Source organism: Providencia zhijiangensis (genome assembly GCF_030315915.2).
Classification (GTDB): Bacteria; Pseudomonadota; Gammaproteobacteria; order Enterobacterales; family Enterobacteriaceae; genus Providencia; species Providencia zhijiangensis.
On record NZ_CP135990.1, the window covers coordinates 1,525,058 to 1,547,416 of the forward strand.

General features: G+C 42.0%; 18 protein-coding genes. 12 read left to right on the forward strand and 6 right to left on the reverse strand.

All coding sequences use genetic code 11. From position 1 onward, the window contains the following. Positions 1-81: 81 nt before the first annotated feature. Positions 82-1,230, reverse strand: coding sequence for a RhoGAP domain-containing protein (locus QS795_RS06930; protein WP_286269456.1), 1,149 nt, complete (start codon positions 1,228-1,230; stop codon positions 82-84). A gap of 116 nt (positions 1,231-1,346) precedes the next feature. Here QS795_RS06930 and btuC point away from each other — a divergent pair, with 116 nt between their 5' ends. From btuC to QS795_RS06985, 11 genes are all read left to right on the forward strand, one after another. Then, positions 1,347-2,351, forward strand: a complete 1,005-nt coding sequence (gene btuC, locus QS795_RS06935; RefSeq protein ID WP_286269459.1) for a vitamin B12 ABC transporter permease BtuC — start codon at positions 1,347-1,349, stop codon at positions 2,349-2,351. 1 nt (position 2,352) lies between these two features. Beyond that, positions 2,353-3,120, forward strand: coding sequence for a vitamin B12 ABC transporter ATP-binding protein BtuD (locus tag QS795_RS06940; protein WP_286269460.1), 768 nt, complete (start codon positions 2,353-2,355; stop codon positions 3,118-3,120). 124 nt (positions 3,121-3,244) lie between these two features. Beyond that, complete coding sequence (gene arnB, locus QS795_RS06945; RefSeq protein ID WP_154604017.1) at positions 3,245-4,390, forward strand: UDP-4-amino-4-deoxy-L-arabinose aminotransferase; 1,146 nt, start codon at positions 3,245-3,247, stop codon at positions 4,388-4,390. After that, complete coding sequence (gene arnC / locus QS795_RS06950) at positions 4,390-5,382, forward strand: undecaprenyl-phosphate 4-deoxy-4-formamido-L-arabinose transferase (RefSeq protein WP_036950457.1); 993 nt, start codon at positions 4,390-4,392, stop codon at positions 5,380-5,382. The genes arnB and arnC overlap by 1 nt, the downstream gene beginning before the upstream one ends. Further along, positions 5,382-7,367 carry a bifunctional UDP-4-amino-4-deoxy-L-arabinose formyltransferase/UDP-glucuronic acid oxidase ArnA gene (arnA, locus tag QS795_RS06955; protein WP_108479020.1) on the forward strand — a complete coding sequence of 662 codons (1,986 nt, stop codon included), beginning with the start codon at positions 5,382-5,384 and terminating at the stop codon, positions 7,365-7,367. Before arnC ends, arnA begins: the two co-directional genes overlap by 1 nt. Further along, on the forward strand, positions 7,367-8,260 hold the full coding sequence (gene arnD, locus QS795_RS06960) for a 4-deoxy-4-formamido-L-arabinose-phosphoundecaprenol deformylase (protein ID WP_154627934.1): 894 nt from the start codon (positions 7,367-7,369) through the stop codon (positions 8,258-8,260). The genes arnA and arnD overlap by 1 nt, the downstream gene beginning before the upstream one ends. Before the next feature lie 7 nt (positions 8,261-8,267). After that, positions 8,268-9,926: a lipid IV(A) 4-amino-4-deoxy-L-arabinosyltransferase gene (gene arnT / locus QS795_RS06965; protein ID WP_318627104.1), complete on the forward strand. Its 1,659-nt coding sequence runs from the start codon at positions 8,268-8,270 to the stop codon at positions 9,924-9,926. Further along, positions 9,923-10,270 (forward strand): 4-amino-4-deoxy-L-arabinose-phosphoundecaprenol flippase subunit ArnE, encoded by a 348-nt coding sequence (arnE, locus tag QS795_RS06970; RefSeq protein WP_154604014.1) that lies wholly within the window; start codon positions 9,923-9,925, stop codon positions 10,268-10,270. The genes arnT and arnE overlap by 4 nt, the downstream gene beginning before the upstream one ends. Continuing rightward, the gene (arnF, locus tag QS795_RS06975; protein WP_154604013.1) at positions 10,267-10,674 is read left to right on the forward strand and encodes a 4-amino-4-deoxy-L-arabinose-phosphoundecaprenol flippase subunit ArnF; all 408 of its coding nucleotides are present in this window, start codon (positions 10,267-10,269) and stop codon (positions 10,672-10,674) included. The genes arnE and arnF overlap by 4 nt, the downstream gene beginning before the upstream one ends. A 127-nt stretch (positions 10,675-10,801) precedes the next feature. Then, the gene (locus tag QS795_RS06980; protein WP_286269472.1) at positions 10,802-11,287 is read left to right on the forward strand and encodes a C40 family peptidase; all 486 of its coding nucleotides are present in this window, start codon (positions 10,802-10,804) and stop codon (positions 11,285-11,287) included. 74 nt (positions 11,288-11,361) lie between these two features. Then, a complete protein-coding gene (locus QS795_RS06985) occupies positions 11,362-12,378 on the forward strand; it encodes a lipoate--protein ligase (RefSeq protein ID WP_286269473.1) in 1,017 nt (338 codons plus the stop codon). Positions 12,379-12,462: 84 nt separating this feature from the next. Here QS795_RS06985 and QS795_RS06990 read toward each other — a convergent pair whose 3' ends face one another. The 4 genes from QS795_RS06990 to ppsR all read right to left on the reverse strand — a co-directional run bounded on the left by QS795_RS06990 (position 12,463) and on the right by ppsR (position 17,769). Next, positions 12,463-12,834, reverse strand: a complete 372-nt coding sequence (locus tag QS795_RS06990; protein WP_006813273.1) for a helix-turn-helix domain-containing protein — start codon at positions 12,832-12,834, stop codon at positions 12,463-12,465. A 488-nt stretch (positions 12,835-13,322) separates the two neighbouring features. Further along, complete coding sequence (locus tag QS795_RS06995) at positions 13,323-15,464, reverse strand: TonB-dependent receptor domain-containing protein (RefSeq protein ID WP_286269478.1); 2,142 nt, start codon at positions 15,462-15,464, stop codon at positions 13,323-13,325. A 276-nt stretch (positions 15,465-15,740) separates the two neighbouring features. Then, positions 15,741-16,790, reverse strand: coding sequence for a 3-deoxy-7-phosphoheptulonate synthase (locus tag QS795_RS07000; protein ID WP_154604009.1), 1,050 nt, complete (start codon positions 16,788-16,790; stop codon positions 15,741-15,743). 136 nt (positions 16,791-16,926) lie between these two features. Continuing rightward, positions 16,927-17,769, reverse strand: a complete 843-nt coding sequence (gene ppsR, locus QS795_RS07005) for a posphoenolpyruvate synthetase regulatory kinase/phosphorylase PpsR (RefSeq protein WP_154604422.1) — start codon at positions 17,767-17,769, stop codon at positions 16,927-16,929. Positions 17,770-18,050: 281 nt separating this feature from the next. Here ppsR and ppsA point away from each other — a divergent pair, with 281 nt between their 5' ends. Next, complete coding sequence (gene ppsA, locus QS795_RS07010) at positions 18,051-20,429, forward strand: phosphoenolpyruvate synthase (RefSeq protein ID WP_154604008.1); 2,379 nt, start codon at positions 18,051-18,053, stop codon at positions 20,427-20,429. A gap of 684 nt (positions 20,430-21,113) precedes the next feature. Here the strand turns inward: ppsA and ydiK are convergent. Then, positions 21,114-22,229 carry an AI-2E family transporter YdiK gene (gene ydiK / locus QS795_RS07020; protein ID WP_036950431.1) on the reverse strand — a complete coding sequence of 372 codons (1,116 nt, stop codon included), beginning with the start codon at positions 22,227-22,229 and terminating at the stop codon, positions 21,114-21,116. Positions 22,230-22,359 lie beyond the last annotated feature (130 nt).

Consider the following 22,359-nt stretch of genomic DNA (forward strand, 5'->3'; position numbering starts at 1 on the left):
CTCTGAATAGCAGAGTAATAAAAAAGACCGCCTAGGCGGTCTTTGTTTTTAAGTAAAACATTTTTAAGTAAAAGACATCTTTTAAAGACGGTGAAATAGACTTTTCTCTTGATGGATTAACGCGGCAATATAATTTTCAGCGAGTTTAGTCACTTCAGCTTCTTTTCGGAGCTCAGCAAGAGAATCCTGACTATTATGTTGCGGTGTACTGCTTGTATTGATCAAGTGCGGCGCGAAAATCATGGCCAAATTTCTGATGGACATTTTATGGGATGCTTCATCATTGGAAATAAGAGCGCAAAAGCGAGTAACAAGTTGCAATGTTAATGGCGGTGGTGCCAGGCGACTCAATGCACTGTGGATCCTCTTGTCGCAGTTTTTTAAAATGGAAGGGGCTTTATTTTTTAATTGCTCAATATTTTTAATTTGTTGGGCCACATCTTCTTTGTTTTTAACTGCATCAGCACAGGCTTGTAAATCATCAAATGAAATATCTGATTTGAAATCGATGTTGTTAGTTTTTCTGAGTAATTCCCCTGCTATTTTTTTAAACGCGCTGGTTAATGTTTGTAAAGAACAGTTCACGGCGAGTGTAAGATGGCCATTCGGGTCATTTATCATATTAACGAGTTCACTGACAGCATTTTTGCTACCTTCAGTACGAAGTATACCTTCACTTGTTGCATACTCATTATGTTTAAGAATCTTACAACCAAGCAGGTTAATGGCGTGATTTTTCTCTCTATCTATGTCAGAAAGACGGTCATAATTATTAATGAGTAGCTCATTGCTTTGCTGCAATTTATCGGTTTCGTTTTTTCGTGTTTTTTCTGCACGCTGGGCTTTATGTTGAGCGACTGCGTTTAATGCAGCAGCTCGTGCCGCATCGACTCGAGGATTCCCGGTTAAACCCGCTTTGGGAATAATGCCATCTTGAGGTGATAAGTTTTTTGCGGAAGTTTCATCTGCAAAGGAAACCGTGCGTGATGATGCCCCCTTATTCGGAAGGCTAATCATAACAAAGGCTTCATCTGAAACAGTTTTTTTCTTGCTTACATGTTTGCTTTGGCAACTAAAAAGTAAAGAAAAAAAGCTAGTAAATGATTGAGTTACTTTTCTTAGCGATGTTTTAAAATGGCTGCTAGCCTTATTCTCAGTTTGATTAGTCTCTTTTGCGTTATGTGCAGAGAGTTGCGGTTTGGGTGGATGGTTAACTGTATTTAGTGCCATGTGTAAACCTTTATTGTAGTTAAAATTAAAATTGGCAGCAGTTTAAATTTTTTCTTATGCTCTCTCTTATATAAAACGCGCTTATTTTTTAATGAAAGATAATTATTGTAAATGTAATGACTATTTCCTTGAAAAACTTACAAAAAAAACAACATCAATCCGATATGGGGTTGATTATTTTGTTGTTACTGAGTCTTTGTATCATTGCAATGCTATCGCTCAGTGCAGGGGAAATTTGGTATTGGCCGAACCAATGGATGGATGATTCTGCACAATTATTTGTCTGGCAAATTCGCTTACCTAGACTCCTTGCGGCTATTACCATTGGAGCATCACTGGCAGTAACGGGTGCTATCATGCAAGCGTTGTTTGAGAACCCATTAGCGGAACCGGGATTGCTAGGGGTCAGTAATGGTGCTGGAGTTGCGGTTGTTTTTACCGTATTGCTCTCATCAGGAGTTACCTACTATTGGTTAGTTAGCATGAGTGCCATTATTGGCGCTTTAGTCCTCACGGGTGTTTTACTCTATTTTGCTCGTCATCAACATTTAAATAATGCCAGCTTATTATTAGTTGGTGTTGCGCTTGGTGTGATCAGCGGTGCGTGCATGACATGGATGGTCTATATGAGCAGTAATCTAGATTTACGCCAATTACTGTATTGGATGATGGGCAGCTTCAGTGGTGTTGATTGGCGTCAAATTGGATTAGTCATTGCTTGCCTCCCATTTTTATTTTGGGCCATAACTCAGGGAAGAGTTTTAAATTATTTATTGCTGGGTGATATTCAAGCTTATCAATTGGGTATTTCTACGCATCGTTGGCGATTAATATTAATTATCATTACTGGAATATTAATTGGACTCAGCGTGGCAATTGCGGGGGCAATTAGTTTTATAGGATTAGTGATCCCCCATATATTAAGGCTAAGTGGGATCACTGATAACCGTTTTTTATTACCAGCCTGTGCAATTGCTGGGGCGCTAAGCTTATTAATTGCAGATTTGTTATCCCGATTATTGATAGACAATGCTGAAATTCCGATAGGCGTGATTACCGCGACCTTGGGCGCCCCTATTTTTATTTATCTTCTCGTCAAAAATCATACGTGGCGACAATAATATGAATAAAACAGTGATGATTGAAACGCAAAATCTGACTGTGGGAAGCCGGTTACGGGGTATTAACCAGCCCATTTTTGCAGGGGAGCAGATACATCTATTGGGTGCGAATGGAGCAGGAAAAAGCACATTACTTTCAGTGTTGAGTGGTTGCATATCTTACACAGGAGCGATTTTTTTTAATCGTGTGAATCTGAAAGATTATGCTGTTCAAGATCTTGCAAGGTTTCGCTCTTATCTCACACAGCAGACGGGTATTTTACCAAGTTTAAAAGTGTTTCAATACTTATCCTTGTTTATTGAGCAGCATGTCGTTCCGCCCGCAATTTTTAGCGAATTATGCGAAGATTTTCAACTTTCACCATTGCTATCTAAACCTATTAGCCAATTATCAGGTGGGGAATGGCAGCGAATTCGGATAGTCGCTGTATTTTTGCAGGTATGGGATCGGGACTGTTTGAGCGGAAAAATAATCTTATTTGATGAACCAATAAACAATTTAGATATTATTCAGCAAGGAATGCTAGATAAATGGGTGAAATGTTTTTGTCATTGCGCAGGAACAGTTATAATGAGTGGACATAATCTTAGTCATTCTTATAAAAATGCAAGTCGAATTTGGATGATGAAGAAAGGTGCGATTATCTATGAAGGTGAGCCTGACAATGTCATGACAGAAAGTCATTTGTCAGATGTATTTATGGCTGATATAAAACTCAATCAGAGTTCATCGAATAAAGTATGGCAAATTAACGATCATAATAATTAGCTAATCGTGTTCTTATTGCCCGTATCACGGCAATTATTGCAGTAATGATGACTGGTGTTGAGGTTCGGTTAAAGTAATTTTAACTAGAATATCCTATTCATAATGAAACTAGGCTACAGACAATATGAGCAATTTCCTTCCGTTTTCAAAACCAGCAATCGGGGATGAAGAGGTTAAGGCAGTAGAAAACGTTCTGCGTTCAGGCTGGATAACTACAGGCCCACAGAATCATCAATTAGAAGAAGATTTTTGTAAACGTTATGGTTGCAAGCATGCGATTGCCCTTGCATCGGCAACTGCAGGTATGCATGTTGTTTTGATGGCGCTGGGTATCGGTCCAGGTGATGAGGTTATCACTCCGTCACAAACATGGGTTTCAACTATCAATATGATTGAGCTGCTAGGTGCAACGCCAGTTATGATTGATGTTGATCGTGATACCCTCATGATTCAGCCAGAAGCAGTAGAAAAAGCCTTAACGAGCAAAACGAAGGCAATTATCCCTGTTCATTATGCGGGTGCGCCTTGTGATTTAGATGCCCTGCGTGCCATCGCGAAAAAAGCAGGTGTTTACCTCATTGAAGATGCGGCTCATGCGGTCGGAACACGTTATAAAAATGAGTGGATTGGTGAGAAGGGCACTGCCATTTTTTCATTCCATGCAATCAAAAACGTAACCTGTGCTGAAGGTGGTCTAGTCGCCACTGACGATGATGCACTTGCTCAGCGTGTTCGTGCATTAAAATTTCATGGTTTAGGTGTAGATGCGTTTGATCGCCAAATGCAAGGCCGTAAACCGCAAGCCGAAGTGGTTGAGCCAGGTTTCAAATATAACCTATCTGATATTCATGCGGCGATTGCAGTAGTACAATTATCCCGCGTTGAGTATTTAAACCAGCGTCGAGCTGAATTGACGGCACGCTACCGTGAGTTACTAAAAGACTCTCCATTACAAATGTTATCTGTGCCAGAATACCCACATTTACACGCTAACCACTTATTTATGGTACGTGTTGATGAATCTGTGTGTGGCATTGACCGCGATGCATTTATGGAGAAGCTAAAAGAGCATAATATTGGTACGGGATTACATTTCCGTGCGGCTCATACACAAAAATATTACCGCGAAAAATACCCAGAGCTGTCATTGCCAGAATCAACATGGAATAGTGCAACGCTTTGCTCATTGCCTCTGTTCCCAGACATGACTGACGCGGATGTTGAACGGGTAGTAAGTGCGATTAATACAGTCCTTTTGGAGTCAAAATAGTGTCATTAGCTGATGAATTTGATGAGATTAAAAAAGTCTCAGTGGTAATCCCTGTTTATAACGAAGAGCAAAGTTTGCCTCAACTGTTAGAACGTACGATTAAGTCCTGTAAACAACTGACTCAAGCTTATGAGTTAATTCTAGTTGACGATGGAAGTAGCGACCGTTCTGCAAAAATGTTGGTTGAAGCGGCTGAAAATCCAGATAACCATGTGATTGCGATCATTTTAAACCGCAACTATGGTCAACACTCTGCGATCATGGCGGGTTTCAATCAAGCGGATGGCGACTTAGTTATCACGCTTGATGCGGACTTACAAAACCCACCGGAAGAGATCCCTCGTTTAGTACAAACAGCGGCTCAAGGCTATGATGTTGTTGGTACTCGTCGTGCTAATCGTCAAGATTCATGGTTCCGCAAAACGGCGTCAAAAATGATCAATGCAATGATCACCAAGGCGACTGGTCGTTCAATGGGTGACTATGGTTGTATGCTGCGCGCTTATCGCCGTCACATCATTGAAGCGATGCTTCAATGCCATGAACGCAGCACATTTATTCCTATTTTAGCGAATACCTTTGCGCGTAGAACCATCGAAATTGATGTAGCGCATGCTGAGCGCGAGTTTGGTGATTCAAAATACAGCTTTATGAAGCTGATTAATTTAATGTATGACTTATTAACTTGTTTAACGACGGCGCCTCTGCGTTTGTTAAGCGTGGTTGGTAGCATTATCGCTGCTGGCGGCTTTGTGCTGGCAGTGTTGTTAATTGTTTTACGTTTACTGTTCGGTGCGAGCTGGGCAGCTGACGGCGTATTTACACTGTTTGCGATACTCTTTATGTTTATCGGCGCGCAGTTTGTTGCTATGGGATTATTGGGCGAATACATCGGTAGGATCTATAATGATGTGCGCGCGAGACCTCGTTATTTTATTCAAAAAGTCGTCGGTGCAGACCTTAAAACCGACAAAAATCAGGAAGAAAACTAATGAAAGCTATTGTTTTTGCCTATCATGATATTGGCTGTGTAGGGATAAAAGCGCTTGAGAAAGCGGGTTTTGATATTCAGGCAGTATTTACACACACTGATGATCCAAATGAAAACCACTTTTACTCTTCTGTAGCTCGTGTCAGTGCAGATATGGAACTTCCTGTTTTCGCTCCAGAAAACGTTAACCACCCACTGTGGATTGAACGTATTCGTGAGATGAAACCCGATGTGATTTTCTCTTTCTACTATCGCGATATGTTAAGCGAAGAACTGTTAGCATTAGCACCGAAAGGCGCTTTCAACCTGCACGGTTCTTTACTGCCTAAATACCGTGGTCGTGCACCAATCAACTGGGCACTGTTAAATGGTGAAAGTGAAACTGGCGTAACGCTGCACAAAATGGTTGCTAAAGCTGATGCTGGCGATATCGTAGCGCAAGAAAAAGTGGCTATCACGGATACTGATACTGCCCTGACTCTGCATGCGAAAGTCCGTGAAGCAGCAGAAGTTCTGTTAGATAAAACTCTGCCATTAATCGAAGCGGGCAGCTACAAAACTGTTGCTCAAGATGAGAGCCAAGCAAGCTACTTCGGTCGTCGTTGTGCTGATGATGGTCAAATCGACTGGAGCCGCAGCGCGAAAGAAATTAGCTGCCTGATCCGTGCAGTGACTGAACCATACCCAGGCGCGTTCACCTATTTAGGTGCACGTAAAATGATCGTATGGCGTGCTCGTGTATTAGACGATAACCAAGGTAAAGCTGCGGGTACCGTATTATCTAGCGACCCACTGCGTATCGCATGTGGTCAAGGCGCACTGGAAATCGTTAGCGGTCAAAGCGAAACTGGTCTGTACATGCAAGGCAACCGTCTGGCTAACGAAATGGGCATCGTAACTGACGTTCGCGTTGGTGCTAAACCAACTGCGCAAGTTAAGCGTCGTAAACGTGTTCTTATCTTAGGTGTGAACGGCTTTATCGGTAACCACTTAACTGAGCGCCTGTTGCAAGATGACAACTACGATATCTATGGTATGGATATTGGTTCATCTGCAATTGAACGTTTCATTGGTAACCCTCGTTTCCACTTTATCGAAGGTGACGTAAGCATCCACACTGAGTGGATTGAATACCACATCAAAAAATGTGACGTTATTCTGCCACTGGTTGCTATCGCGACACCAATCGAATATACCCGTAACCCACTGCGTGTATTCGAATTAGACTTCGAAGAAAACCTGAAAGTTGTTCGTTACTGCGTGAAATACAACAAACGCATCATTTTCCCATCAACTTCTGAAGTTTATGGTATGTGTGATGATAAAGAGTTTGATGAAGACGAATCTCGTCTGATCGTTGGTCCAATCAACAAACAACGTTGGATTTACTCTGTATCTAAACAGTTACTTGACCGAGTTATCTGGGCATACGGCGCGAAAGAAGGTCTGAAATTCACCTTATTCCGTCCATTTAACTGGATGGGACCACGTTTAGACAGCCTGAACTCTGCGCGTATTGGTAGCTCACGTGCAATCACTCAGCTGATCCTGAACTTAGTTGAAGGTTCACCAATCAAGTTAGTCGATGGTGGTGCGCAAAAACGCTGCTTCACAGATATCAAAGATGGTATCGAAGCACTGTTCCGCATCATTGAAAACAAAGACGGCAAATGTGATGGTCAAATCATCAACATCGGTAACCCAACTAACGAAGCAAGTATTCGTCAGTTAGCGGAAATGCTGTTAGAAAGCTTCGAAAAACACCCAGCTCGTAGCAAATTCCCTCCATTTGCTGGCTTCCGTGAAATCGAAAGCGCGAGCTACTATGGTCAAGGTTACCAAGACGTTGAGCATCGTAAACCAAGTGTTGAAAACGCACGTCGTTTACTTGACTGGGTTCCGACTATCGACATGAAAGATACCATTGAAGAAACATTAGACTTCTTCTTACAGGGTGCTGTAGAAGAGCTGGAAAGCAAAAAATAATGAAAAAAGTTGGCTTGAGAATCGATGTGGACACCTATCAAGGTACATTGAAAGGGGTTCCTCAATTACTTAAAGTGCTCAAAGAGCATGATATTCAGGCCAGCTTTTTCTTCAGTGTAGGACCCGATAATATGGGGCGCCATTTATGGCGCCTTTTGCGTCCTAAATTTCTGTGGAAAATGCTACGGTCGAATGCGGCATCTTTGTATGGTTTAGATATTTTACTGGCGGGTACTGCGTGGCCAGGTAAAAAAATCGCCAAAGATTTAGGCTATTTGATGAAACAAACCTTGGACGCTGGGCATGAAGTCGGCTTACATGCGTGGGATCATCAAGGATGGCAAGCCAAAGTGGCTAAATGGAGCGAGGCTCAACTCACTGAACAAGTGAAATTGGGTGTCGACGCACTGCACAACGCGACAGGTCAACGAGTCACTTGTTCAGCGGTAGCAGGGTGGCGTGGTGACGAGCGTGTACTCGAAGTTAAACAAGGGTTTAATTTTGACTACAACAGCGACTGCCGTGGAAAGTTCCCATTTAGACCTATTCTACGTGATGGTTCGTTGGGAACAGTGCAAATTCCTGTGACGTTACCGACCTATGATGAAGTCGTTGGTACAGTGGTAGCGGACGAAGAATTTAATGATTTTATTCTTCAAGCAATCAAAGATGACCAAGGTGTTCCTGTTTACACTATCCATACGGAAGTGGAAGGAATGTCAAAGTCACAACAATTTTCACAATTATTGGAACGAATTAAGCAAGAAGAAATCCAATTCTGTACATTGAGTGAATTGTTGCCTGAAGACATCAATACGCTTCCAAAAGGAAGAGTGGTTCGCGCCCCATTCCCGGGACGAGAAGGTTGGCTGGGCTGCCAAGAAGAGGAATAAAATACCCATGTTGAATAACCGAGCGAGCAAAGTAGGAGCCTCTCTGCTGGCTCTTTTTTTTGTCTTGACCTATTTGTTGCCGTTAAACAGCCGTTTACTCTGGCAGCCGGATGAAACCCGTTATGCGGAAATCAGTCGCGAAATGCTACAACGCGGCGACTGGATTGTGCCGTACATGCTGGATATTCGTTACTTTGAAAAACCAGTGGCGGGGTATTGGATCAATAATATTAGCCAAATGATTTTTGGTGACACAAACTTTGCAGTTCGTTTCGGTTCTGTCTTCTGTATTTTATTGAGCACTCTGTTGGTTTACCGCATGGCAAAAATGATGTGGCGTAATAGCCATGTTGCTTATGTGGCAAGCTTCATCTACATTTCGATGTTTTTGGTGTTTGCAGTAGGAACATACAGCGTTCTCGACCCGATGCTATCGTTATGGATAGCCGCCAGTATGTTCTGTTGCTTATGGGCAATGAAAGCTCGAGAGGTTAAAACCAAACTCGCCGCGTGGGGAGCTCTTGGCTTGGCTTGCGGTATGGCATTCATGACCAAAGGCTTTTTAGCCTTAGCCATTCCCGTTATCGTGATGCTACCTATCACCTTGTATCAAAAACGTTTTCTTGAAATGCTCAAATATGGTCCATTAGCGATTATTACTGCGGTGATCATTAGTTTGCCATGGGCATTGGCAATAGCCAAACAAGAACCGGATTACTGGAATTACTTCTTCTGGGTTGAGCATGTGAAACGCTTTACGGCGGATGATGCTCAGCACGTCGCGCCATTCTGGTACTACATTCCGATTATTTTGCTTGGGGCTATTCCGTGGATGGGCTTAGTACCTGGCTCTTTAATTAAAGGATGGAAAGAGCGTAAATCTAGCCCGGATATGTTCTTTTTATTATGTTGGTTTGTGGTGCCGGTGATTTTCTTCAGTGTTTCACGCGGAAAATTACCGACTTACATGCTGCCGTTTATGGCGCCATTGGCGCTATTAATGGCGAAATATGGTGTGGATTGTGTACGCAATGGCACCATGAAGGCATTGAAAGCTAACGGAATTATTAACATTGTTATCGGGATTGCAGCCGTGATCGCGGTGATTATTGTCAGCAGTGTGATCAAAAAGCCCCTATATGAGCATGATGAATGGTCAAAAATGGTACTGGGTGTTGTCGCATTTTCGATTTGGGCGATCATCGGTTATCTCTGCACGGTACTGAATGCAAAATACTGGTTATGGGCGGCGTCTTGCTCATTGGCAGTCAGTTTATGTATTGGTAGCGCATTGCCAAATAACACGATTGACTCGAAGTTACCGCAGAATTTTATTCATCAAAATCATGATCTTTTGATGAACAGCCAGTATTTGATGGCAAGTAACGTTGGAGTGGCTGCGGGACTGGCATGGGAAACCAAAAATTCCAATATTTATCTCTATAATAGCAGCGGTGAATTAACCTATGGCTTGGAATACCCGGACAGTGCGCATCGTTTGGTTAAACCGAATGAATTTGCGGCATGGCTAGCGAAAGCTCGCCAAGAAGGGCAGGTCACCGTGGTGTTCTTGTTAGGTAAAAAAGAAGGTTTGCCAGACATTCCTAAGCCGGATGAAGTCATTAAGAATTCCCGTATGGCAATAGTAGTTTACCATAAACAATGATAGCGCAATTACTTCTATTACTCCTTGTCAGTGTGTTGACTTGCATTGGGCAAATTGCCCAAAAGCAAGCGGTCGTCACTTGGCAAGGAGACAAACATAATAAAGCCGCATCTGCCATTCGTTGGTTGGTGCTGGCGGTATTAATGCTGGGATTGGGAATGCTGTTTTGGCTAAAGTTATTGGAAACAATGCCACTCAGTATTGCCTACCCGATGCTCAGTATTAATTTCGTCTTGGTCACATTGATAGGGCAATTTGTCTACCATGAGCAAACTGGACTAAACCACTGGCTTGGGGTTGCCTCAATCATGATAGGGATACTACTGATGAGTATAAGTGTATGAATAAAGGATACTTATGGGTACTCGGTAGCGCGCTATTAGTCACCGTCGCACAACTTAGTCTGAAAGCGGGAGTTGTGGAACTTCCATCGTTCTCTCTAGGTTGGCACTGGTTGCAGCTAGAATGGCTAGCAGATAATGCGGCAAGTTTAGGGATTATCTTTGTCGGGTTAGTCTGTTATGCGTTATCAATGTTGTGCTGGTTATTCGCGTTAAAATACATTGCGCTCAATAAAGCCTACCCGCTTATCAGTCTCAGCTATGTGTTTGTTTATATACTGGCAGTGGTGCTTCCATGGTTCAATGAGCCTGCCACTGGATTAAAAGCCGCGGGGATAGCGTTTATTCTGTTAGGCGTATGGCTGATCAGTCGACCTTCCAAGCCTTTAACCAAAAAAGCTAAATAGCATCAGATAATTAGCCTTAGGTGTTTATTTTCTGCGCGTTGTACATTATAGTCTCGCGTATTAGGATATCACTTAAGGTGATTGTTTTTTAGTTATCTATACCTACGGGTTATCTATAAGGTACGCTATGATAGTGAATCTCAAACACCTACCATTGCTGTGTTGCCTCGTGTTGATTGGCTGCTCTTCATCCGTAAAACGGACATCAGCACCGCCAATGAAAACCCAATTGTCTGATCCAATCATGACTATCGCTCAACTCAAAGACCAGCTAAGCCAATGGTATGGTACGCCGTATCATTATGGTGGCATGAGCCAAAACGGTGTGGATTGCTCGGGTTTTGTCTATCGAACATTTAGTGACCGGTTTGCGATTGAAGTCCCCCGTACGACGGTTGACCAAACGCGTTTAGGTACGCGGATTGATAAATCGGATTTAATGCCGGGTGACTTGGTATTCTTCAAAACGGGATCAGGGGAAAACGGCCTGCATGTTGGGATTTACGATACGGACAACACATTTATCCATGCATCCACCAGTAAAGGCGTAATACGCTCATCGATGGATAATAGCTATTGGCGAAAAGTGTTTTGGCAGGCTCGGCGTATCTAATTTCGTTTCATTCCTCATTAATTCTTCAGTGATTATGCTATCTTAGGAGCAAGTTTTGCTTTTAGGATAGCCGAATGTCTACATTACGTTTATTTATCTCTGAATCCTTCGACCCTTGGTTTAATTTAGCGGTAGAAGAGACTATTTTTCGCCAAATGTCCGCCAACCAACGCGTGATGTTCCTATGGCGTAATGCCGATACCGTGGTCATCGGTCGTGCTCAAAATCCATGGAAAGAGTGTAACACCCGTAAAATGGAACAAGATAATGTTCGGTTAGCGCGTCGTAGCAGTGGTGGCGGGGCTGTATTTCAAGATTTAGGGAACACCTGTTTTACTTTTATGGCAGGAAAACCCGAATATGATAAAACCATCTCAACACAAATTATTGTGGATGGACTGGCACAAGTCGGGATCCACGCAGAAATATCTGGGCGCAATGATTTAGTTCTTGAAACCGAAAATGGCCCGAGAAAAATTTCAGGCTCAGCCTACCGTGAAACTAAAGATCGTGGCTTCCACCATGGCACTTTATTGATTAATACCGATTTAAGTCGTCTAGCAAACTACCTCAATCCCGATCCTAAGAAACTGCAAGCCAAAGGGATTACGTCAGTACGTTCTCGCGTTGCCAACTTAAATGAGCTAGTACCTGATATTTCCCATGAAAAAGTGTGTGAAGGGATCATAAATAGTTTCTTTAGCTATTATAGTGAAACCGTCAAGCCGGAACATATCTCACCGGAAAAACTCCCTGATTTACCTAATTTCGCAGAAACATTCGCGAAGCAAAGTAGCTGGGAATGGAACTTTGGGCAAGCGCCTGCTTTTAGTCATATGGCAGATACTCGATTCCCATGGGGCGGTATTGAATTCCACTTTGATATTGAAAAAGGCGTGATAACGCGCTGCCAATTTTTCACCGACAGTCTCGAACCATCGCCATTGGAGTGGTTAAGTCAGCAACTCGTGGGGCAAGCCTATCAAACGGAAACTGTGCGTCAGTTGATGGCAAAAATGACCGTATTGTGGCCAGAATTGACTGAACAATTTGCAGATTTAGAAGGTTGGTTGGTGAACGAACTGAGATAAAAAAAGAGCCGATTATTTATCGGCTCAAAAAATAGATTTCGTTGGAATGGGTGTTTGAGGGTGTAACGAAAATCTAATGCGCGCTTAATGATGGCAATTGCAAGTCATAAAGGTTTTGCATTCTGGTAACTCACCTGCTTGACGGAATTTAGCAGGGGTAGTATCAAAGTGTTTTTTGAAAATACGGGTAAATGTCGCTTGTGAGCTAAAGCCATATTGCAACGCGATATCGAGAATAGGTAAGTTGCCTTCGCGTAATGATTTAGCCGCTTCTAATAGGCGACGTTTACGAACATATTCACCTAGTGTGCAGCCCTTAAGCTCTTTAAATACACGCTGTAAATGCCATTTCGAATACCCGCTTTTATCCGCGATAGTATCAATTTTGATGCCTTCATTACGTTGTAATTGGCTTTCAAGCCATCTAATGATTTCATTGACTACACTTTCTGACATATCTACCTCCTACTCTAGTAGGCTATTGTTCATTAATAACTAATAATAACTCATGAAATTATGGTCTATTCTTCCTTTTTTCCGATATATCGATAGGCTAATCGTGCGGTTTTTGAATGAGAATAACTATTGTTACGATAGTTTTCATTAAAATGCGAAAAACTAAACATACATGAATGAATGTTAATTGCTAATAAAATACAATTAGTTATGTTTGTTTTTGTGAGTGAATATAGCTTTATTTAAGCTGCCAATAGACTTATTCAAATTTATTGTTGGTGCTGTTCTATTTTATTAACCAAGTAAATTATTGAAATTTTATTTGATGCAATAATGAACAAAATACTTCAAGACAATATAACAATTAACAGGAAATTCCGAAGTGAATTGTTTTCTTAACGATAGTGCGTGTATTGAAAGGTTCATTTACCCATGGAATTTAAGATTGGGATAAATGAACCTGATTTCAATATGTAGTTACTTATTAATTACCATTGATAACTGACGTTCCAATAAAAATTACGACCTTCCTGAGGCACGTCCATAGAAGAGACATAGTTTCTATCAAACGCATTCTTGAGGGTTAGGGTAGTATTGAGCCCTTTGACAAATTGGTCGGCTTTGTAGTTTACGTAAAAATCATGAACGCCATAACCAGCCCGCTGGAAAATCTCACGGCGGTAGCGGTCTAGATCGTTAGAATTTTTTCTATCAGGCAGTTTATAGGTACTATCTCCCGTAATTTTTGTTCTTGCGGCAAATTCGCCAGTCCAGCCCACATTAATTCCGGTGTTCGCTATAGGTGCATTGAATTTAATCATCATCGATTCAGGTCGAATAGAAGAAAGAGCGTGATTTTCTAAATCTTCTTTTCCAGAGGTTAAATTATGGTTGAGGCTCAAATCAAACCACTGAGACTGATAGTGAATAAAGCTATCGAAACCAGTAATGGTGGCCGATGGCACATTGGCATAGAAAATTTCTTCAGGGAACCAGACATAATATAAATCGCGGTTCACTTTCCTTTTATATTGGCTATGCATCGCAATGTAGTTATGAGCTTTAGTATGGAAATAGGTTGTTCCAAAGCTGAGCGTATCACCCGTTACCACAAAATCGTCGAAGCTGAGTTTTAGGCCTGCTTCTGTAGTTTTATTGGTTTCTGGTTTTAAATCAGGAGACGTTCTAAAGATTGAAGTGCCAGCCCATTTGGTGGAAAAGTGAAGTGAGTTATTGTACAACTCCGCCATTCTTGGCGCGCGATAGCCTTCGGCATACGAGGAATGAAGACTTAGCCAATGCGTTGGTGTCGCGCTAATAGCAAAACGTGAAGACCAATTGGTATGTTTGCTTTTGGCAAAACCATCGCGATTGACACTATATTGTGTAAAACGCGTTCCAGCTGAAAGCGTCACAGGCACATGGGCAAACGTGAGTTCATTGTTTAGCCAACCGGAGGTATTTGATAACTCTGTGGGTGGATAGCTAATTGCATATTGATTCGGTTTTTGTTTTTGTTGATAGTGTTCAATACCACTTTGAATATTGCTGTATGCCCAGCTCGATACAGGTAAAGTAAAGTGGTTTGAAAATTTAGAACCATAGGTATATTGATTACGACTTTCGGCACCATACTCCGTTGGTTTTTTAGCGGCTTTAACTAAATCTAATTGGCTTAGGCTGAGATCAGTATAATAAATATCCCATTCACCTTCCCATTGAAGCTTGTTTGTCGGTTTAAAAGCCTGATTAATGAGGATATCACGCTGATGAGCATTACGTTGAGTTGGGGTATTTGGGAACATCTGTTTCTTTGTATCTACGGAAGCCGGTTGTTTAAGGCTTAGCCCATCATTGCGATACTCTCTCAGCTGTAATCCAAGGTGATAAGCAGGGTTTGCCATCCAGGTGGTTTTAAACATCCAATTATGGATCTTTTCTTGGTTATCAAAAGGGGCTGAATCAATTGATGCCATTAAATATTTTTTGCGTTGGCTATAGCTGAGTAGGGCATCAACAGAATCACTGCGCCCAAGTAATGTTCCCCCCGCATAATAACCATGATCATTACGGTTGATACCACTAAACAAGCGCCCCCCGAAATTTTGTCCAGGTGCTAACACTTCTGAAGCGCTGAGGGTTTTAAGGGAAATAACACCAGCAAGCGCGCCGCTGCCGTGTTGTACAGAAGATGCGCCTTTATGCACATAGGCTTTACTGATCAGTGAGGGATCAATCAGTGTGGCATCGAATAGGCCAGAATTAAAATCCTGAACCACATTATCTACCATAATTTTTACGCCACGTGAATCGTAGCCTCGCATTTGCACTGACTGTCCATAGGTACTGCCTGCACCCGTCACAAAAATACCAGCCTGACCTTTTAATAGGTCGAGCGCAGATGTGGCGGTTTGTTGTTCTGGTGCGGTTGCGTCAATCACCTCAAATTGCTCAGCAACGGTAAACTTTTCGTGGCTCAATGGAGTGGTGGTGACGTGAATGATATCGTCGGCGGCAAAACTTGCAGTATTGAACCCAGTCATAGCAAGGGCGACGGTTAATGTTGATAAAGAAAATACTTTGCTGTGTGAAGCACCTGAAGTTGATGCTGATCTCAATGTAAGCGCCATTAGGAAATCCTTTCCTGAGTAATATGATTCTAGCAGCCAAGATAATAAAAAAATTATCTATGGGTAGCATATAGTTAAAAACGAGAATCATTATCGTTAATAAAATGACGGTATCAAGTGTTTTTCGGTTAATAATATTAAAATAATTGAGATTGTAAGGCAATTATATTGTTGAATGAATGTATTGATAGTGACTTATTTGGGCGAGGAATGGAGATAAGCGCTTTAGATTATAATACAATTTAAAACGCTTATCTTGGCTGTGGACAGCGAGACTTATTTGAAGCGGAAGTTAACCGCGTCAGCCAGAATTTCAATCAACTGTTCGGTGTCTTCCCAACCTAAACATGGATCGGTAATCGATTGACCATAAACTAGAGGTTGGCCTGCACAGATTTTTTGATTACCTTCTTTTAAGAAGCTTTCTGCCATCACACCACTAATTGCTGTGGAACCTTGCTTAATTTGTTGAGCGATATCTTGTGCCACATCTAATTGGCGACGATGAATTTTCTGGCAGTTACCGTGGCTGAAGTCCACCACTAAATGCTCAGCTAAACCAAATTCATTTAATTTTTCACAAGCTTGTGAAATGTACTGCGCTTCATAGTTAGGCTTCTTGCCACCACGCATAATGATATGCCCATGAGGGTTACCACTGGTTTGGTAGATGGTCATCTGCCCGCTCTTATCTGGCGATAAAAACATATGTTGTGCTTTGGCTGCACGAATAGCATCAATAGCGATGTTGATATTGCCATCTGTACCGTTTTTAAAACCAACAGGACAGGAGAGCGCCGAAGCCATTTCTCGGTGGATCTGACTTTCAGTGGTACGAGCGCCAATCGCTCCCCAGCTAATTAAGTCCGCAATATATTGCCCCGTCACCATGTCGAGGAATTCGGTGGCGGTTGCTAACCCTAATTGATTAACTTCAATCAAAAGCTTGCGCGCTAAACGGATACCGGTGTTTACTTGACATGAATTATCAAGATGCGGATCAGAAATTAAACCTTTCCAGCCCACAACGGTACGCGGTTTTTCAAAATAGGTGCGCATGACAATTTCTAAGCGATCTTGATATTTTTGACGTAACGTATTTAGCTTATTAGCGTATTCAATTGCGGCATCAATATCATGAATAGAGCAAGGACCTACAATTACCAGCAAGCGCAGGTCTTCACCGGATAGGATCTTTTCAATTCTTTTACGTGACGCTGTCACGTTATCGGCAATTGCTTGGGATATCGGAAATTCCTCAGCGAGCACTTGTGGTGTAATTAAACTGTCCACTCGCTGAGTTCGTAACTCATCTGTTTTATGCATTTTATTTCTCAAAACTTTTACTCGGCTGAGCCATTTCGTACAGCCGTATTAGTGACTAAGGTCACAATAAACGAAACTGGCTCAAATTCAAACCACCAACTTGGGTTGAATGAATAATTTTTTATATTTTATTTTGTTAAAAAATACGACGTTGTAATCCCATCGTATCAATCACTTTCGCTGAAATTTCTTCAACAGAGTAGTTGGTAGTATTTAAGTAATTGATTTTATTCTGTCTAAATAGAGCTTCTACTTCAGCAATTTCAATACGACACTGACGAAGTGAGGCGTAACGGCTGTTTTCACGTCGCTCTTCACGAATTGCCGCGAGCCGTTCAGGGCTGATGGTTAAACCAAAAAGTTTATGGGTATAGGGGCGTAATGCGGCAGGCAGCTGTAAATTGTCCATATCATCGGCAGTGAACGGGTAGTTGGCGGCTTGTATGCCAAATTGCATCGCTAAATATAAGCTTGTTGGCGTTTTACCGCAGCGAGAGACGCCAATTAAGATCACTTGCGCTTGTTCAAGGTTACGCAATGAGATGCCATCATCGTGAGCGAGGGTATATTCAATTGCTGCAATACGGGCATCATATTGATTCATATTTTGCATGGATAACCCGTGGGTACGATTAAGTTTTGGCTCTGGTTCTAGCCCGACTTCTCTCTGTATTGGGGCGACCAAACTTTGCACGATATCCTGACAAAAACCCGCACTTTGAGTAATGATTTCTTTCACTTCAGGGGAAATTATTGAATAAAACACCAGTGGTCGAAGGTCTGTTTCAGCATAGATAGTGTCGATTTTTTGTTTAATTTCAAGCGCTCGTGCTTGCGTAGTCACGAACGGTAAGGTGTAAGAAATAAAGGATAATGGAAATTGGGATAAGACGGCGTGCCCTAACGTTTCAGCTGTGATTGCAGTACCATCAGAGATGAAAAAAACGGTGCGTTGGACTTGACTGGCATTTTTACTCATAGAATTTAATTCGCTCATAACTGGCTTCTTTTTATCGTATTTTTTCTGAGTTTTGGAAAATATTGTAAGTGAATAAACATTTAAAAATCATTTATGGGGGGAAGTATAGACAAATTTTGAACAATTTTTAGAACAAAAAAATTTTATTAATTGATGGAACGATTCACCAGTCCATCTTCCCATAACGTCTGTGCTAGTCTATTCGCGAGGCGAATTTTCGCCAACGAGATTTTTTACGATTTGTTGTCTGTCACTAAATTGCTATAAAAGGATCGCTTTCAATGTCCACAAATGGCCTTACTCCGTGTAATGTACTTTGGTATAACCAATTAGGGATGAATGATGTTGACCGTGTTGGAGGCAAAAACGCTTCCCTCGGTGAAATGATCACCAACTTGTCCGATCTTGGTGTATCCGTACCAAACGGTTTTGCGACAACCGCACAGGCGTTTAATGATTTTCTGGAGCAGAGCGGTGTAAACCAGCGTATTTACAACCTGCTAGATGAAACGGATATTGATGATGTGAATCAACTGGCGACAGCCGGTGCTCAGATCCGCCAATGGGTGATTGATACCCCATTGACGCCAGCATTAGAGCAGGATATTCGCGAAGCTTTCCTTCAATTATCTGAAGGTGAAGCAGAAGCGTCATTCGCTGTTCGCTCATCAGCAACCGCTGAAGATATGCCTGATGCCTCATTTGCTGGGCAGCAAGAGACATTCCTCAACGTTCAAGGGATTGATGCGGTTTTGGTTGCCATTAAACATGTATTTGCGTCGCTGTTTAATGACCGTGCTATTTCTTACCGTGTACACCAAGGCTACGATCATCGTGGCGTCGCGTTATCTGCGGGTGTGCAAAGAATGGTGCGTTCTGACCTCGCTTCTTCCGGTGTTATGTTTACTATCGATACTGAATCTGGTTTCGACCAAGTTGTCTTTATTACTTCCGCTTATGGTCTTGGTGAGATGGTTGTACAGGGCGCGGTAAACCCAGATGAATTCTATGTCCATAAACCAACCCTACAAAATAATAAGCCTGCGATTGTACGTCGTACATTAGGCTCTAAAAAATTGCAGATGGTCTATGCCGACAGTAAAGAGCACGGTAAACAAGTGAAGATTGAAGATGTGCCAGAAGCGCTACGCAATCGTTTCTCTTTAGCTGATCACGAAGTGGAAGAGCTGGCTCGTCAAGCTTTACAGATCGAAAAACACTATGGTCGCCCAATGGATATCGAATGGGCAAAAGATGGTCATAATGGTCGTCTGTATATTGTTCAAGCGCGTCCGGAAACCGTTCGTTCTAACCAACAGGTTATGGAACGCTATCAACTGAAAGACCAAGGGCAGGTCTTAGTTGAAGGTCGTGCAATCGGTCATCGTATTGGTGCAGGTTCGGTTAAAGTTATCCATAACTTAAGTGAGATGGATAGAATTCAGCCGGGTGACGTATTAGTGACGGACATGACGGATCCTGACTGGGAACCTATCATGAAAAAAGCCGCTGCTATCGTGACAAACCGTGGCGGTCGTACTTGCCATGCGGCGATTATCGCGCGTGAACTTGGGATCCCAGCCGTTGTTGGTTGTGGTGATGCAACTGAGCGTTTGAAAGAAGACCAAGAGGTCACGATTTCTTGTGCTGAAGGGGATACTGGCTTCGTTTATGATGGCAAATTAGATTTTGAAATTCACAGCTCTGAAGTGGATAACATGCCTGACTTGAACGTCAAAATTATGATGAACGTGGGTAACCCAGACCGTGCATTTGATTTTGCTTGCTTACCAAACGAAGGTGTCGGCTTAGCGAGACTCGAATTTATCATCAACCGTATGATCGGTGTTCACCCAAGAGCGCTGTTAGAGTTCGATGCTCAGACGCCAGAATTACAAGCAGAAATCCGCAATATGATGGTCGGCTATGACGACCCTGTTGAATTCTACGTTAGCAAGCTGACTGAAGGGATTTCAACACTCGCCGCTGCATTCTGGCCAAAACGCGTGATCGTACGTTTATCTGACTTTAAGTCCAATGAATATGCCAACTTAGTCGGTGGGGATATTTATGAGCCTGAAGAAGAGAACCCAATGTTGGGCTTCCGTGGGGCTGGGCGTTATGTGTCGGATAGCTTCCGTGCATGTTTTGCACTGGAATGTGAAGCTGTTAAACGCGTTCGCAACAAGATGGGTCTGACTAACGTTGAAGTGATGATCCCGTTTGTTCGCACAGTAGCACAAGCCGAGTCGGTGGTTGCTGAGCTGGCAAAACACGACCTGAAACGTGGTGAGAATGGCTTAAAAGTGATTATGATGTGTGAAATCCCATCTAACGCACTGCTAGCTGACCAGTTCCTTGAACACTTTGATGGCTTCTCCATTGGTTCTAACGACATGACTCAGTTAACCCTCGGTCTTGATAGAGACTCGGGTGTTGTATCTGAATTGTTTGATGAGCGTAATGATGCGGTTAAGGCAATGTTATCAATGGCGATCAAGGCTGCGAAGCGTCAGAACAAGTATGTCGGTATTTGTGGTCAAGGTCCATCAGACCACCAAGACTTTGCACAATGGCTGGTAGATGAAGGCATTGATAGCCTATCGTTGAACCCAGATACTGTGGTGCAAACTTGGCTAACAATCGCTGAAAATCAATAATTTAATTATTCATTTTTAGATTGTTCATTATAAGAAGGTCGGTAAATAATTATTATTTACCGACCTTTGTTTATATATAGAGGCAACCTATTACAGCAATAGAATTAAACCTAATATAAGTTTAATTTACGTAAATATTCATAATATATTATTCAGATTTTCAGCAAAATAAAACTATAGTCTCATAAATAGATTCATTATTAATGTTAAATAAAAAGTTATTAAATAATTAAAACCATTAAATCCATTACTCCAATTATGCGTAATTACGTATAAGGAGAGTAATTAGAATATTATATTGCCACTGTAATAGTGAAAGTTGGGGATGGGGGATGTAGGGATAAAAAAAAAGCCTATCATGGGCTGACAGGCAAAGACTACACACAGCAATTTGGTTAAGTAAGTCACGTTAGAAATTAAATAACATAACTTATTAATTCGTTATCGAAGAGATATTAACAGGGATATATTAAACTGTTTAAATAAGTTAATCACTCGGAACACTCTTAATAAGATATTACTTATTGTTCCCAAATGATTATTCATTCGATGGGGGGAATATTAACATAATTAAAGATAAAAACTAACAGTAGTGTGTTAAATATTGTTTCTAAATATTAATGAGAATAGATAGACGAGAAAATATGTTCAAAATGAAACATATTTTCTCGAATTAAATGAAATTTATTTCTTCATTAAGAATTCTTCTTCAAGGAATTTTTCGGTGGCCTCTAAATTCTCACTTGGTGGAGCCACTTCATTCATCCACGCTTTGAGCAGGCTATAAGAGACAGCCAGCACCACAGGACCAATAAATAAGCCAATCATACCGAATGATAAGATACCGCCGATAACACCCACTAAAATAAGTACCATGGGAAGATCTGCACCCATTTTAATCAGCCAAGGGCGTAATACGCCATCCATTGTGGCAACCACTGCCGCCCAGACACCGAGAATGATTGCCCAGGTGGTATCCCCAGTCCAAAATAGCCATAGAACGGAAGGAACCATGACTAATAGTGGGCCAAGTTGTGCGACGCAGCAGATAAAAATCAAGACCGTCAAAATGGCGGCGTAACTAATACCCGATAGAGCTAAACCGACGCCACCTACAATGGCTTGAATTAACGCGGTAACAACCACGCCAAGTGCGACTGCACGAATAGATTGTGCTGCAAGTACCACCGCTGCGTCGCCACGGATGCCCGCAAGACGTACGGCAAAGTGACGAACACCGATTGTCACAAGCTCACCTTTATAATAGAGCAGCCCACTAAACAGTAACATTAATACGAGGTGGAATAAGAAGCGGCTGGCACTAACGGCCTGCGTTGCAAACCATCCTGCGGCTTGACCGAAATAAGGTTGAACTTTAGCCAATAACGCATTACCACCACTCGCGACTAAACTGTGCCAAGCGTAATAAAGTTTCTCTCCGACCATAGGCACTTGATTCAGCCACTCTAAATCCGGCAAGGTGATACTAGCCGGTGACTTCGCTAATTCGATAAGCGGCGCACTGTTTTGAATTATGCTGCCAATCAAAATACTGGTTGGAATAACAAAAAGAAGGAAGATCAATAGAACCATGGTCAGTGAAGCAAGCCAGCGCTTATTCCAAAGACGTGCTTGTAGTCGTAAGAGAATTGGCCAAGTAGCAATCACCATCATCCCCGCCCATACGAATCCTAAAATAAATGGGCTTAAGACCCAAAAACAGGTCGCTATCATAAAGATAATGGAGAGCAGTCCCAGGACGAGTTTGGGTAAATCCAAACGTTTTTGCGATTTTTCCATTAATGATCAATCCTTAACAAATGAAAATTCTGTGGGGTTAGGGCTTTTACAGGTGAAAATAACGTAATTATTTTTCATGCTTAAAAGAAACGATATTGTGATATGGTTTTACTGACAATGTCACCGGCAG